General features: G+C 67.5%; 12 protein-coding genes. 7 read left to right on the forward strand and 5 right to left on the reverse strand.

Going from position 1 to position 13,724, the window contains the following annotated elements; translation table 11 throughout:
* On the forward strand, positions 1 to 1,024 hold a 1,024-nt coding region (sucB, locus tag E3T19_RS16595), incomplete at its 5' end, for a 2-oxoglutarate dehydrogenase, E2 component, dihydrolipoamide succinyltransferase (protein WP_134409390.1).
* Between the two features lie 22 nt (positions 1,025 to 1,046).
* Here the strand turns inward: sucB and E3T19_RS16600 are convergent.
* Positions 1,047 to 2,597, reverse strand: coding sequence for a hypothetical protein (locus tag E3T19_RS16600; RefSeq protein WP_134409391.1), 1,551 nt, complete (start codon positions 2,595 to 2,597; stop codon positions 1,047 to 1,049).
* Positions 2,598 to 2,702: 105 nt separating this feature from the next.
* On the opposite strand from E3T19_RS16600, the gene lipB reads away from it, so the two are divergent.
* The 3 genes from lipB to E3T19_RS16615 are packed head-to-tail and all read left to right on the forward strand — an operon-like array spanning position 2,703 to position 5,080.
* Positions 2,703 to 3,338 carry a lipoyl(octanoyl) transferase LipB gene (lipB, locus tag E3T19_RS16605; protein ID WP_088456161.1) on the forward strand — a complete coding sequence of 212 codons (636 nt, stop codon included), beginning with the start codon at positions 2,703 to 2,705 and terminating at the stop codon, positions 3,336 to 3,338.
* Positions 3,335 to 4,321: a lipoyl synthase gene (gene lipA, locus E3T19_RS16610; RefSeq protein ID WP_088456160.1), complete on the forward strand. Its 987-nt coding sequence runs from the start codon at positions 3,335 to 3,337 to the stop codon at positions 4,319 to 4,321. The genes lipB and lipA overlap by 4 nt, the downstream gene beginning before the upstream one ends.
* A gap of 48 nt (positions 4,322 to 4,369) precedes the next feature.
* The gene (locus E3T19_RS16615) at positions 4,370 to 5,080 is read left to right on the forward strand and encodes a DUF4191 domain-containing protein (protein ID WP_088456159.1); all 711 of its coding nucleotides are present in this window, start codon (positions 4,370 to 4,372) and stop codon (positions 5,078 to 5,080) included.
* Positions 5,081 to 5,148: 68 nt separating this feature from the next.
* Here E3T19_RS16615 and E3T19_RS16620 read toward each other — a convergent pair whose 3' ends face one another.
* Positions 5,149 to 5,592 carry an RDD family protein gene (locus tag E3T19_RS16620; RefSeq protein ID WP_240632456.1) on the reverse strand — a complete coding sequence of 148 codons (444 nt, stop codon included), beginning with the start codon at positions 5,590 to 5,592 and terminating at the stop codon, positions 5,149 to 5,151.
* Positions 5,593 to 5,737: 145 nt separating this feature from the next.
* On the opposite strand from E3T19_RS16620, the gene glnA (E3T19_RS16625) reads away from it, so the two are divergent.
* Positions 5,738 to 7,162 (forward strand): type I glutamate--ammonia ligase, encoded by a 1,425-nt coding sequence (glnA, locus tag E3T19_RS16625; RefSeq protein WP_088456157.1) that lies wholly within the window; start codon positions 5,738 to 5,740, stop codon positions 7,160 to 7,162.
* Positions 7,163 to 7,232: 70 nt separating this feature from the next.
* Here the strand turns inward: glnA (E3T19_RS16625) and E3T19_RS16630 are convergent, their stop codons facing one another.
* Positions 7,233 to 10,268, reverse strand: a complete 3,036-nt coding sequence (locus tag E3T19_RS16630; RefSeq protein WP_134409392.1) for a bifunctional [glutamine synthetase] adenylyltransferase/[glutamine synthetase]-adenylyl-L-tyrosine phosphorylase — start codon at positions 10,266 to 10,268, stop codon at positions 7,233 to 7,235.
* Between the two features lie 26 nt (positions 10,269 to 10,294).
* Positions 10,295 to 11,632, reverse strand: coding sequence for a type I glutamate--ammonia ligase (gene glnA, locus E3T19_RS16635; protein ID WP_066595282.1), 1,338 nt, complete (start codon positions 11,630 to 11,632; stop codon positions 10,295 to 10,297).
* Between the two features lie 115 nt (positions 11,633 to 11,747).
* On the opposite strand from glnA (E3T19_RS16635), the gene panB reads away from it, so the two are divergent.
* Positions 11,748 to 12,620: a 3-methyl-2-oxobutanoate hydroxymethyltransferase gene (gene panB, locus E3T19_RS16640; RefSeq protein WP_134409393.1), complete on the forward strand. Its 873-nt coding sequence runs from the start codon at positions 11,748 to 11,750 to the stop codon at positions 12,618 to 12,620.
* 22 nt (positions 12,621 to 12,642) lie between these two features.
* On the opposite strand, the gene E3T19_RS16645 is transcribed toward panB, so the two are convergent.
* Positions 12,643 to 12,831, reverse strand: coding sequence for an SPOR domain-containing protein (locus E3T19_RS16645; RefSeq protein ID WP_088456154.1), 189 nt, complete (start codon positions 12,829 to 12,831; stop codon positions 12,643 to 12,645).
* 12 nt (positions 12,832 to 12,843) lie between these two features.
* Between E3T19_RS16645 and map the strand changes: the two genes are divergently transcribed.
* Positions 12,844 to 13,722, forward strand: coding sequence for a type I methionyl aminopeptidase (map, locus tag E3T19_RS16650; protein ID WP_088456153.1), 879 nt, complete (start codon positions 12,844 to 12,846; stop codon positions 13,720 to 13,722).
* Positions 13,723 to 13,724 lie beyond the last annotated feature (2 nt).

Raw genomic sequence — 13,724 nt, forward strand, 5'->3', positions numbered from 1 at the left:
TGCTGCACCCGCAGCCCCGGCACCCGTGGCGGCAGCACCCGCCCCCGCACCGGCGGCCCCGGCACCGGTAGCAGCAGCACCCGCCGCCGCCCCGGCAGCATCCGCTGCCGAGCCGACCCGTGGCGCCCACGCCGGCACCAGCGGTTACGTCACGCCCATCGTCCGCAAGCTCGCGAACGAGGCCGGCGTCGACCTGTCCACCATCACCGGCACCGGTGTCGGCGGACGCATCCGCAAGCAGGACATCGTCTCCGCCTCCGCCACGGCTGCGCCCGCGACTCCGGCCGCCGCCGAGGTCGAGGTGTCTCCGCTGCGCGGAACCACCGTGCCGATGTCGCGCCTGCGCAAGGTCGTCGCCGAGCGCGCTGTAGCGTCGATGCAGCAGACGGCCCAGCTCACCACTGTCGTGGAGGTTGACGTCACCCGTGTCGCCATGCTCCGCGACAAGGTCAAGGTCTCCTTCCACGAGAAGACCGGCAACAAGCTGTCCTTCCTGCCGTTCTTCGCCCTGGCCGCGGCCGAGGCACTGAAGGCGAACCCGATCATCAACGCGACCGTCGACGGCACGTCGATCGTGTACCCGGGCCAGGAGAACATGAGCATCGCCGTGGACACCGAACGCGGACTGCTGACTCCCGTCATCCGCGACGCCGGTGACCTCGATCTGGCCGGTTTCGCCGCCCAGATCGCTGACCTGGCTGCCCGCACCCGCGACAACAAGCTCAAGCCCGACGAGCTGTCCGGTGGCACGTTCACCCTCACCAATACGGGTTCACGCGGCGCTTTGTTCGACACCCCGGTGGTCTTCCTCCCGCAGAGCGCCATTCTCGGCACCGGCGTTGTCTACAAGAAGCCCGTCGTCGTGACCGACAAGGGTCTGGACTCCATTGCGATTCGTTCGACGGTGTTCCTGGCGCTGTCCTACGACCACCGCATCATCGATGGAGCGGACGCCTCGCGCTTCCTCACCACCATGAAGGCACGTCTGGAAGCCGGCGCATTCGAGGCCAACCTCGGAATCTAGTGTCACAGACCCGCCAGACGGGTCAGTAGTCGAAGAGTTCGCGTAACCGCCAGCCGGCCTCGCCCTTGATCACCAGGACTGAGGCCGGTTGTGTGTTCGCGGGACCGCCGGCCGCCGGCGTCAGAACAATCAGCGCGGCGTTGCCGCGGCGCTCCTGCACGGTGGCCGTGAAACCCGCAGCAGTGCGGTCGGCGCTCGGTTCCATCTGAAGTGCCCGATACGAGTCGGCGGCCATGGCCACGGAACCGGCCTGGTCGACACTTTCCAGACACAGCACAGACGCCTCCGCCAAACACCCCTCGCGCAGCTCGAGCAGGACCAGGGTCGCCGCCGCCGGATCGTCGGACACGAGAGTCGCTGCGGATCCGTCGGCGCCTGCCGGCCCGTCGTCTCCCGGCCCCGCGGTCGCTTCGGCACCCGGTGACGAGGACCGCGTCGCGGGCGCCGACAGGTCGCCGGCGTCCCCGGCGACCACCGGGGACTCGGCTGGGGACAGCGCCGCAAGGCCTCCGGCGGCCAGCGCCACCGCGAGGCAGACACCGACGATGACCGGCCGTGCTCGACTCCGGTTCCGCCGCAGCGCCTGCAGCCACCGAGCGCCCACCCGCGACCGAGCATTCACGATTCGCAGCCCTGACCGGCATCCGGCCAGCCCACGCCGCACCTGCCGCTCCAACCGTCCTGTCGGCTTCGCCGCGCTTCCACGCTCTGCACCCGCCAGTCGCCCGCCGGCTCGGATGGCCGGCTCACGCGCCCCGGCCGGGCGGGCCGGTCTGGTCAGTCGGCTCGACGGTGCGGCCAGGCCGTGGGTATCCTCCGGTCCCTCGGGATCTGCCGGCACGGTGCCCGGTACCGCACCCCGGACGGCTGTCGCTGCCGCCCAGTCGAACAGAACGGATTCCACGCCGGACAAATCCGGCGGGACGGGTCGCGCCGTGGCCGCGGCTTCGAACTCGGCCACGACCGACTCCGCCGTCGCCGCCTCCGGAGCCTGAGGGTCCAGGTGGTCCCGGATGGATCTCACACAGCCCGCCAGGCGCACGAGGTCGTCCCGCCGCCGCGCGACACCGGCTCCCCCGGCGGGCAGATCCTCCAGCGCGCCCAGCCCGAGAAGCACCGGTCGGCCACAGCCGTCGAACCGTACGCAGGCAGGTCCGATCATGGAGTGGCTGAATCCGGCGTCGTGCAGCGCCTGCAGTGCTGCCGTGATCGTCGCGGCAATGGTCACGACCTCACCGGCACCGAGGGTGCCCCGCTCGGCCAGCAGCCGGTCCAACGACGAACCGGTCAGGCGGTCCAGCACGAGGCAGAGCCGGCCGTCGGGTGCCGTCGCCACGTCCCGCAACGGCGCGAGCATCGCCGGCGGCACTGTGAGCATGGCTCGCACCTGCCGGTCGAGCGCCGGCCTGTCAGCCTCCGGCCCGAACACCTTCAGTGCCACATTCAGGGCCTGGCCCTGCTCTCCGGGCGCCCGGCCGAGGTAGATGATCGAACGGCTCCCCGTGCCGATCCGGCGTATCAGCCGGAACCCGGCCAGGGTCTCCTCTCGGGCGGGAATCTGCCTGTGCTCCATCACTCCACCGTGCCGTTCGGACCGGCGGCCCCCTCCCCTCGGTGGGAATCTGGCGGAAACTCGAGCGGTGCTCAGGCTGGGGAGGAGACCCCCTAGACTTACCGCATGCTCGACTTTGTCGTCGCGGGGCTAAGCGCCAACTCCGTGCCGTATTTCGAGGGCCTTGAGCTCCAGCGCGCCGTCCATCGCACGGTGGTATCCGGTCAACGACCGAACACCGTCCTGCTCCTCGAACACCCCGCCGTGTACACGGCCGGCAAACGCACCCAGCCGGAGGACCGTCCCACCGACGGCACGCCGGTCGTGGACGTCGACCGCGGCGGCCGGATCACCTGGCACGGGCCCGGTCAGCTGATCGGCTACCCGATCCTGCGCCTGCCCGAACCTCTCGACGTGGTCGGCTACGTGCGTCTGCTCGAGGACATCCTCATCGACGCGCTGGCCGATTTCGGGATCGACGGCAGACGGGTTCCCGGACGCAGCGGTGTCTGGGTCGGGCCCGCCGGGGCCGAGGACAAGATCGCCGCCATCGGCATCCGGGTCGCCGACGGTGTGACCATGCACGGGTTCGCCCTCAACTGCAACAACTCGCTCGAACCGTACGACCGTATTGTCGCCTGCGGCATCGTCGATGCGGGCGTCACCACCATGTCTCAGGTACTCGGCCGAGACGTCAGCACCGAGGACGTCGTCGACTCCATCACAACCCGTTTCCGCAGCCGGCTGGCGGTGTCCGTATGACCGCCGCGCCCGACGGACGCCGGATGCTGCGACTGGAAATCCGCAACGCCGAGACGCCCATCGAGCGGAAGCCCGACTGGATCAAGACTCGCGCCAGGATGGGCCCCGAATACCGCCACCTGCAGGATCTGGTGAAGAGCGAGAACCTGCACACGGTGTGCCAGGAGGCCGCCTGCCCGAACATCTACGAGTGCTGGGAAGACCGCGAGGCCACCTTCCTGATCGGCGGCTCCCAGTGCACCAGGCGCTGCGACTTCTGTCAGATCGACACGGGCAAGCCCGCAGACTACGACACCGACGAGCCGCGCCGAGTCGCCGAGTCGGTGGTGGCGATGAACCTGCGTTACGCGACGGTGACCGGGGTCGCCCGCGACGACCTGCCCGATGAGGGCGCCTGGCTCTACGCCGAGACGATCCGGCAGATCCACCTCCAAAGCCCGGGGACCGGGGTCGAGATCCTCGTCCCCGATTTCACGGGCAACCCAATCCACCTGGCCGAGGTGTTCTCTGCCAGCCCTGAGGTCTTCGCGCACAACGTCGAGACGGTCCCGCGGATCTTCAAACGCATTCGTCCCGCCTTCCGTTATGACAGGTCCCTCGACGTGCTCAGCCAGGGGCGGGCCGCGGGACTGATCACCAAGTCGAACCTGATTCTCGGCATGGGCGAGGAACGCGCCGAGGTGTCCCAAGCGCTGCAGGACCTGCACGATGCCGGGACCGACATCATCACCATCACGCAGTACCTGCGGCCGAGCCCCCGGCACCTGCCGGTGGCCAGGTGGGTGCGACCGGAGGAGTTCGTTGACCTCAAGGCCGAAGCGGAGCAGATCGGTTTCCTCGGCGTGCTCGCCGGACCGTTGGTGCGTTCCTCCTACCGGGCCGGTCGGCTCTGGGCACAGTCGATGACGGCCACCGGACGCCCGGTGCCCGCCCACCTGCAGCACCTCGCCGACGCGACCGTGGCCTTCAGCCAGGCCGTTTGACCCTAAATCCGTTCCGCGGATATCGACCGACTGGGTAGTCTTAGAACCATGGCACGAAGCAAGGACAAGAGTCCCCGCACCCCCAAAGAACCTGGCCGCTTGAAGCAAATGTGGCAGGTCTTCCAGATGACCCGGCGCTACGACTCGAACATCGTTCTGTTCATGATCTTGGGTTTCCTGATCCCTGTTGTTGTCGGCTTGGCCCTTGCGCTGCTGCTGACCCCCGACAACGGTTTCACCATCGCCCTCTGGATCGTCGCCGGCGTGCTCGCCGGCGTCCTGGCGATGCTGATCATCCTGGGTCGGCGTGCAGAGAAGGCCGCGTACTCGCAGATCGAGGGCCAGCCCGGCGCCGTCGGCGCGGTTCTGCGCAGTTCGTTGAAGCGCGGCTGGGTGGGGAGCGAAATGCCCGTCGCCGTCAACGGTAAGACCCAGGACGCCATCTATCGCGCCGTCGGCCGCGGTGGAGTTGTGCTCATCAGCGAGGGACCGCGCACCCGCACCGCCCGCATGTTGGACGAGGAAAAGCGTTCGGTGGCCAAGGTCGGCGGCAACGTCGCGGTCACCGTCATCACCGTGGGCCCAGACGCCGACGCCGTTCCGCTGCACAAGCTCGCCCGGCGGCTGACCAAGATCAAGCCGACCCTGACCAAGGCCGAAGTGCTGGCGGTCAACAACCGCCTCAACTCCATGACCAAGAAACTGCCGATTCCCAAGGGTGTCGACCCCACCAAGGCCCGTCCGCAGCGCGGCAACTAGCCACACGCATCCACCAGAACAACGAAGGGCACGGGGTCAACCCCGTGCCCTTCTCTGCGTGCCGGAGACTAGCGCCTGATCAGGACGGTGCCGGCGATCTTGTCGTGGAAGCCCCGCTGGTCCGAGTCCCAGACCAGGGCGGGAACGGCCAGACCCAGCAGCACCGACCGGACGATCGGGCGCCACAGGCCCGCACGGCCTCCGGTGAGGGCGATCACACGCAGGCCGAGCAGGCGGTGGCCGACGCTCCCCCCGAACACGGCGACTTGCAGGGCTTGGAGGCCCACGAAGACCATCAGGACCACGAAGCCGTCATAGTTGAGCCAGGTGTACCCCCAGATCAGGCAGGTCAGGGCCACGGCGACGGCCCAGTCGATGGCCAGCGCCGCGATGCGCCTGCCGACCCGCCCCACGGAATGCGGTCCGGTCCGAGGCAGGCCGAGTCGCTCCCCCGGCCAGGTGCTGGGCGGTAACTGCCCGAAGGTGGTGGGTCTTGACGGCGTCGAATTCACCCGATCAGTGTACCGACCGAGCCCTCTGTAACATGGAGGAAACATAAGCGTCATTCTTAAGTAACCCGTCCGTAATAGTGTCGGGGAAGCCGCAGTGTGCGACATTTCTAGTCACCCACGCCTACGTCGTTTGGAGTCAACCCGCATGTTCCGCGATTCGTCCGAAGTCCTCTCGTTCATCAAGGACACCGATGTCAAGTTCCTTGACCTCCGTTTTACCGACCTGCCGGGTGTGCAGCAGCACTTCAACATCCCCGCGTCGACCGTTGACGAGGACTTCTTCACCGTCGGCCAGATGTTCGACGGCTCGTCGATCCGCGGTTTCGCGTCGATCCACGAATCCGACATGCAGCTCATCCCCGACGTCACCAGCGCGTACATCGACGCGTTCCGCGCCGAACGCACCCTGATCATGCTCTTCGACATCTACAACCCCCGCAACGGCGAGATCTACTCCAAGGACCCCCGCCAGGTGGCCAAGAAGGCCGAGAAGTACCTCGCCTCCACCGGCATCGGCGACACCGCGTACTTCGGCTCAGAGGCCGAGTTCTACATCTTCGACGACGTGCGCTACGAGGTCAACCAGCACACCAGCTTCTACTCCGTCGACTCCAGCGAGGGTGCCTGGAACTCCGGCCGCAAGGAAGAGGGCGGCAACCTCGCCAACAAGACCCCGTTCAAGGGCGGCTACTTCCCGGTCAGCCCGGTCGACCAGCACGCCGACATGCGCGACGACATCTGCCTCAAGCTGATGGACGCCGGCCTCATCCTCGAGCGCAGCCACCACGAGGTGGGCACCGGCGGCCAGGGCGAGATCAACTACAAGTTCGACACCATGGTGCACGCGGCCGACGACCTGCTGAAGTTCAAGTACATCGTCAAGAACACCGCGCACGAGTGGGGCAAGACCGCCACGTTCATGCCCAAGCCGCTGTTCGGCGACAACGGCTCCGGCATGCACACCCACCAGTCCCTCTGGGCCGACGGCAAGCCGCTGTTCTACGACGAGGCCGGCTACGGCGGCCTGTCCGACGTTGCACGCTGGTACATCGGTGGCCTGCTCAAGCACGCCCCGGCTGTGCTCGCCTTCACCAACCCGACGGTCAACTCGTACCACCGCCTGGTTCCGGGCTTCGAAGCTCCGGTCAACCTGGTCTACTCGGCCGGTAACCGCTCGGCCTCGATCCGTATCCCGATCACCGGCACCAACCCCAAGGCCAAGCGCCTCGAGTTCCGCGCCCCCGATGCCTCCGGCAACCCGTACCTCGCCTTCGCCGCCCAGCTGATGGCCGGCCTCGACGGGATCAAGAACCGCATCGAGCCGCACGAGCCCGTCGACAAGGACCTCTACGAGCTGCCGCCGGAAGAAGCGAAGAACATCCCGCAGGTTCCCGCATCGCTGGAAGAGGCCCTGCAGGCGCTGGAGGCCGACCATGACTTCCTGCTCGCCGGCAACGTCTTCACCCCCGAGCTGATCGAGACCTGGATCGACTACAAGCGCGAGAAGGAAATCAAGCCCCTCGCGCAGCGCCCGCACCCGTTCGAGTTCGAACTGTACTACGGGGTCTAATCTCCCCAACGCACGACGAAGGGGCCGCAACCGTCAGGTTGCGGCCCCTTCGTCGTCGACGGTGTCGAGGTCAGCCGGAGAACGGCCCCGGCCGTTCGACCGGTCCATAGAACCGGCGTTCGAAGACCGCACGGGCGCGCCGGGTCACCGCGAGGTAGTCTTCCTCGAGCTGATTCGCCGAACCCGGCGGGTACTCCATCATGCGGGCGACGCCGTCGAGCTGCATCCTGTCAGTGGGCAGCACATCCGCGGTCTTGTTCGTCCACAGGGTGATCGCCGAGCGGCACCGTGACGCGAACAGCCACGCGGCGCGGAGGACGGCGGCATCCGGTTCGGTGACCAAACCGGCGCGAGTGGCCTCCTCGAGTGCTTCGAGGGTTGACGTCGTGCGCAGGGCGGGGACGCTCGCGGCGTGCTGGAGCTGCAGCAACTGGACGAACCACTCCACATCGCTCAGCGAGCCGCGGCCCAGCTTGAGGTGCCGGTTCGGGTCGGCTCCCTGCGGGAGACGTTCGTTCTCGACGCGGGCCTTGATGCGCTTGATCTCACGGACGTCCTGGTCACTGATCTGTTCCGGGTACCGCACAGTGTCCATCACGGCGTGGAAGGACTCCAGGAGCGCGGGATCGCCCGCGACACCGCGGGCGCGCAACAGCGCCTGGGCCTCCCAGGTGAGCGACCACCGGCGGTAGTAGGCCTGGTAGGAATCGATGGACCGCACCACCGCACCGTTCTTGCCCTCGGGGCGCAGGCCGATATCCAGGTCGAACGGCAGCCGGTTGTCCTCGGTGAGTCGGTTCAGCTCCCGGACGATGAAGGTGGCCCGGTCGTGGGCCGCACCGCCCTCGAGGGCAGCGGGCCTGAAGACGTACATGACGTCAGCGTCGGAACCGAAACCGAGTTCGGCTCCCCCGAACCGGCCCATGGCGATCACAGCGAACTCGATGCCATCCGGAGCGAACGGACCGTCGTCCCCGGTGAGACCGGCACCACGGATGGCGCCGAGGATTCCCTGGATGATGACGGTGGAGATATCCGTCAGGCCCGCGGCGAGCTCGTCAATGCTGATGCGACCGAGGATGGCCGACAGCGCCAGGCGAAGCATCTCGCGTCGCCGGCTGGTGCGGAGCACGGACGCGGCGGCGTCGGGACTGCCGTGCCTGGCCAGCACGGCACGCGCCTCGTCCTGCAACACGCTGAGCGGGCGGGGGCGCAGGTCATTGTCGTGTTCCAGCCAGGCGACGGCCTCGGGAATGGTCTCCAGGAGTTCGCCGACGTACCGCGACGCCGAGAGCACCCGGGTGAGACGTTCGGCGGCCCCCGACGAGTCCCGGAGCATCCGCAGGAACCAGTAGGTGGAACCGAGGCTGTCGCTCAGCCGCCGGAAGGCCAGCAGCCCGTAGTCGGGGTCGGCGCCATCGGACAGCCACTGCAGCAGCACCGGCAACAGGTGTTGCTGAATGGTCGCCCGCCGGGACACACCGCTGGTCAGCGCGGCGATGTGGGCCAGGGCGCCCGTGGTGTTGCGGAAGCCGATCGCCGCCAGCCGGGCCTCGGCCTGCGCGCTGGTGAGGTTCAGGCCCTCAGCGGGCAGGGCGGCGACCGCGGAGAGCAACGGCCGATAGAACAGCCGTTCGTGCAGGCCGCGCACCCGGTGTTTGGTGGCCTCCCACCGGGTTGTCAGCGCCGCCGCGCTCGTGGCCAGGCCCGTCGCCCGTGCCAGGACCCGCAGCCCGGACTCGTCCCGGGGCAGCAGGTGTGTTCGGCGCAGCCGGTCCAGTTGCAGCCGGTGTTCCATCAGGCGCAGCATCCGGTAGTCCTGGGCGAACTCGGCGGCCTCGGCGCGACCGACGTAGCCGGCATCGGCCAGGGCGGCCAGGGCCGGCAGGGTGCCGGGCTGACGGATGTCGGGATCGGTCTGGCCGTGCACGAGCTGAAGCAGTTGCACGGTGAATTCAATGTCCCGCAGACCGCCGGGGCCCAGCTTGAGTTGCACGGCGACCTCGTCGGCGGGGATGTTACTGGTCACCCGTTCGCGCATCCGCTGCACGGAGTCGACGAAGTTCTCCCGGCTGGCGCTGGTCCATACCTTGGGGGCCACCGCGGCGACGTAGCGGGAGCCGAGCTCCAGGTCGCCGGCCAGGGGGTGTGCCTTCAGCAGCGCCTGGAACTCCCAGCTCTTGGCCCAGCGGTCGTAGTACGCGATGTGGGAGTCGAGGGAACGCACCAGGGCGCCGGACTTGCCCTCGGGGCGCAGGTTGGGATCGACCTCCCACAGCTCGGGCTCCATGCTGGGCTGGTTGAGCCCACGCATCATCAGGACCGCGAGCCGGGTGGCGATGTCCACCGCCCTGGCGGCGCTGAGCCCGGCGTCGTCGTTGCCCTCTGCGACGAAGATGACGTCAACGTCACTGACGTAGTTCAGCTCCCCCGCCCCCGCCTTACCCATTCCGATCACGGCGAGCTTGGTCAGCCGCACCTCGTCAACGGGATAGACGCCGTGCGCGGCCACGGTGCCGCTGCACATCCCCCTCGCGACCGCGAGGGAGGCTTCCAGCGCCGCCGCGGCCAGGTGCGCCAGGGTCCTGGCGATCCGGTCGAGTCCGGCCACGGGGTCGGCCTGTTCGAGGTCGAAGGCTGCCAGTTCGGCGAGCCGGCGGCGGTACCGCACCCGCAGGGCCACCCACCCGTCGTCGTCGATGAGTTCGGCGAAGCCATCCTTCGACTGGACGGCGTCGAGCAGGTCGTCTGTCAGCTCACGGAGCCCGGCCACGGCGGTGGTCTTCTCGTGCAACACCGCGAGTTCTGCCGGATGCCGGAGGAAAAAATCGGTCAACCCGGTCGAAGCCCCGGACACGAGCACCAGGCGCTGCAGGGCGCCGGGATGCCGCCGGAGCGCCACGAACTCGGTCGGGGCCTGGCGCACCAACGACAGCACGGCGAAGAGGGCCGCATCGGGATTCGCAGCCCGGGTGAGCAGCGGGAACAGATCCGACGGGTCAGGCCCGCCGAGTTCACCGACCTCGTCGAGACGCGCGCGGGCCTCGCCGAGATCGGCGAAGCCCACCCGAGCGAGGTCCGTCAGAGTCAACTGTTCTCTCGCCATGTCCTGTACCTGTCTGAGGTGAGTCCCTAGAGCATCTCGAGGTTCTTATTGAGTTCGAATGGGGTGACCTGCGAGCGGTACTCTCGCCATTCCTGACGCTTGTTCAGCAGCACATAGTTGAACACGTGCTCCCCCAGCGTCTCGGCGACCAGCTCGGACTCCTCCATGTACTGGATGGCATGGTCGAGGCTGGCGGGCAGCTGGTGGTAGCCCAGCGCGCGACGCTCGGTGTCGCTGAGTCCCCACACGTTGTCCTCGGCCTCCGGCGGAAGCTCGTAGCCCTCCTCGATGCCCTTGAGCCCGGCGGCGAGCATCAGCGAGTACGCGAGGTACGGGTTGGCTGCCGAGTCGATCGCCCGGTACTCGATGCGCGAGCTCTGGCCCTTGTTGGGCTTGTAGAGCGGAACGCGAATCAGCGCGGACCGGTTGTTGTGACCCCAGCACACGAAGCTGGGGGCCTCGTCGCCACCCCACAGGCGCTTGTACGAGTTCACGAACTGGTTGGTCACCGCCGTGATCTCCGGCGCGTGCCGCAGCAGACCGGCAATGAACTGACGCCCGGTCGTCGACAGCTGGTACTGCGCGCCGGCTTCGTAGAACGCGTTGGTGTCGCCCTCGAAGAGGGAGAGGTGGGTGTGCATTCCGGAGCCGGGCTGGTCGGAGAGCGGCTTGGGCATGAACGTCGCGTAGACGCCCTGCTCGATCGCCACCTCCTTGATGACGGTGCGGAAGGTCATGATGTTGTCGGCGGTGGTGAGAGCATCCGCGTAACGCAGGTCGATCTCGTTCTGGCCGGGGCCGGCCTCGTGGTGACTGAACTCCACCGAGATGCCGAGATCCTCGAGCATCCGCACCGACCGGCGCCGGAAGTCGTGCGCCGTGCCGCCGGGAACGTTGTCGAAGTACCCGGCAGAATCGACCGGGACCGGTCCGTTCTTGCCGAACTTGGACGATTTCAGGAGATAGAACTCGATCTCCGGGTGCGTGTAGAACGTGAAGCCTCGCTCGGCGGCCTTCGCCAGGGTGCGCTTGAGCACGTTCCGGGGGTCGGCGACGGCGGGCTGTCCATCCGGAGTGGTGATGTCGCAGAACATGCGGGCGGTGGGGTCGACCTCGCCCCGCCAGGGCAGGATCTGGAACGTGGTGGGGTCCGGGTGGGCCAGCACGTCCGCCTCGAACGAGCGCGTCAGGCCCTCGATCGCTGACCCGTCGAAGCCCAGTCCCTCGGCGAACGCACCCTCCACCTCGGCCGGCGCGATGGCAACCGACTTGAGGGTGCCGACCACATCGGTGAACCATAGTCGAATGAACTTGATGCCCCGTTCCTCGATGGTCCGAAGAACGAAGTCGCGCTGCTTGTCCATCCACGCCCTTTCTTGTTGCCCCTAGGCTACCGGCTGCCGACGGCGCGCGGGCGAAAACCGGCTGATCGCACCTGCGAATGACTCTCAGAATCGACCGCTGAGTACACTTGGGCACATGCCAGAGATCCCCACGCCAGACGCCGCCAACGCCGTCGAGGTGCAGAATCCATACGTCAGTGCCACCGCAGGGCCCAAGCGCGTGCGCACCAGGCATTTTCAGAACGCGAAGCAGCAGGGTATCCCGATCACGGGCCTGACCAGCTACGACATGCTCACCGCCCAGATTTTCGACCAGGCCGGCATCGACTTCCTACTGGTGGGAGATTCCGCCGGGAACAACGTCTTCGGTTACGAGACCACCCTCCCCGTCACCGTCGACGAGTTGATCCCACTGACCCGCGCCGTGGCCAGGGCCGTGACCCGGGCGCTGGTCGTTGCCGACATGCCGTTCGGCAGCTACGAGACCGGCCCGTCTGAGGCCCTGCACACCGCGGTGCGTTTCATGAAGGAAGCCCAGGCTCACGCCGTGAAGCTGGAGGGCGGGGTGCGCAGTCGCAAGCAGATCTCGCGGATCGTGTCTGCCGGCATCCCGGTCATGGGGCACATCGGCTTCACCCCCCAGAGCGAACACGGTTTGGGCGGGCACATGATACAGGGACGCGGCGCGGGCGCCGAACAGCTGATCACGGATGCTCTCGCCGTGCAGGACGCCGGCGCTTTCGCGGTCGTTCTGGAGATGGTGCCGTCAGGCGTCGCCGCAGAGGTCACCGAACGCCTGGAGATCCCCACCATCGGCGTCGGGGCCGGGCCCGGCGTCGACGGTCAGCTGATGGTCTGGACAGATTTCGCCGGCCTGACCGGGGGACGCGTGCCCCGGTTCGTGCGGCAGTACGCGAACCTGCGTTCGGTCCTCACCGATGCGGTGCACTCGTTCAAGAACGACGTCGATTCCGGCGCCTATCCGGGCCCCGAGCACAGCTACGAGTAAACACTGCCGGAGCGGGTGCGCCTCAGCGGTCCTCGGCCTCGTCGTCTTCGGCCCATTTGGCGCTGTTGGCGCGGAGCTTGTCGAGGGCGTTCGTCGCCTCGTCGAATGTCGAGAACGGGCCTACCCTGTCGACGGACGGCGACAGCATGCCCTTCTCGACGGCGCCAGTGCGCATGTTGTACCAGAACTGGTGATCAGCATCTTCGGCCATAAGGTTGATCCTATGCCTAAGGATTCAATCGGTCACCTCGTTCCGGGAGCCGTGTCCAGCCACCGCTCCGTTCCCTCCCACATCGTTCGGCCCGAGTATGTCGGGCACACCGCGCCGGCCCGGTTCACCGGATCCGATGTCTACTCCCCCGAACGCATCGCACTGATCCGGGAGTCCGGCCGCATCGCCGCGAACGCGATCCAGGCGGTCGGGCGTGCGGTGCGCCCCGGGGTCACGACCGAGGAACTGGACAGGGTCGGCCACGAGTTCCTGATCCGGAACGACGCCTACCCGTCCACGCTCGGCTACCGCGGCTACCCGAAGTCGCTGTGCTCCTCGGTCAACGAGGTCATCTGCCATGGAATTCCTGACGACACCGTGCTCGAAAACGGTGACATCGTCAATATCGACATCACCGCGTACAAGAACGGGGTGCACGGTGATTCCAACGTCACCTTCATCGTCGGCGAGGCCACCGAGGAGGTCACCCTGCTCGTCGACCGCACCCGGGAGGCCCTGGCGCGCGGAATCAAGGCCGTGGCACCCGGACGGCAGGTGAACGTGATCGGCCGCACCATCGAGTCGTACGCCAAGCGGTTCGGCTACGGGGTCGTTCGCGACTTCACCGGTCACGGGGTGGGGGACGCGTTCCACTCGGGCCTGATCATTCCGCACTATGACTCCGCACCGCAATACGACACCGTCATGGAGGTAGGCATGGTGTTCACCATCGAGCCGATGCTGACCCTCGGCACCAGTGACTGGGACATGTGGGCGGATGACTGGACGGTTCTGACCCGTGATCGCAGCATCACCGCGCAGTTCGAGCACACCCTGGTGGTCACCGAACGTGGCGCCGAAATCCTGACGCTGCCGCAGCCGGTAGATTGACA

It is taken from the genome of Cryobacterium sp. TMT4-31, from assembly GCF_004403385.1.
GTDB lineage: Bacteria > Actinomycetota > Actinomycetes > Actinomycetales > Microbacteriaceae > Cryobacterium > Cryobacterium zongtaii.

Bases quoted from the DNA above. Each gene is read 5' to 3' on its own strand.
- E3T19_RS16600 (WP_134409391.1), bottom strand. From the start codon at position 2,597: ATGGAGCACAGGCAGATTCCCGCCCGAGAGGAGACCCTGGCCGGGTTC.
- lipB (WP_088456161.1), top strand. From the start codon at position 2,703: ATGCTCGACTTTGTCGTCGCGGGGCTAAGCGCCAACTCCGTGCCGTAT.
- lipA (WP_088456160.1), top strand. From the start codon at position 3,335: ATGACCGCCGCGCCCGACGGACGCCGGATGCTGCGACTGGAAATCCGC.
- E3T19_RS16615 (WP_088456159.1), top strand. From the start codon at position 4,370: ATGGCACGAAGCAAGGACAAGAGTCCCCGCACCCCCAAAGAACCTGGC.
- glnA (WP_088456157.1), top strand. From the start codon at position 5,738: ATGTTCCGCGATTCGTCCGAAGTCCTCTCGTTCATCAAGGACACCGAT.
- E3T19_RS16630 (WP_134409392.1), bottom strand. From the start codon at position 10,268: ATGGCGAGAGAACAGTTGACTCTGACGGACCTCGCTCGGGTGGGCTTC.
- glnA (WP_066595282.1), bottom strand. From the start codon at position 11,632: ATGGACAAGCAGCGCGACTTCGTTCTTCGGACCATCGAGGAACGGGGC.
- panB (WP_134409393.1), top strand. From the start codon at position 11,748: ATGCCAGAGATCCCCACGCCAGACGCCGCCAACGCCGTCGAGGTGCAG.
- E3T19_RS16645 (WP_088456154.1), bottom strand. From the start codon at position 12,831: ATGGCCGAAGATGCTGATCACCAGTTCTGGTACAACATGCGCACTGGC.
- map (WP_088456153.1), top strand. From the start codon at position 12,844: ATGCCTAAGGATTCAATCGGTCACCTCGTTCCGGGAGCCGTGTCCAGC.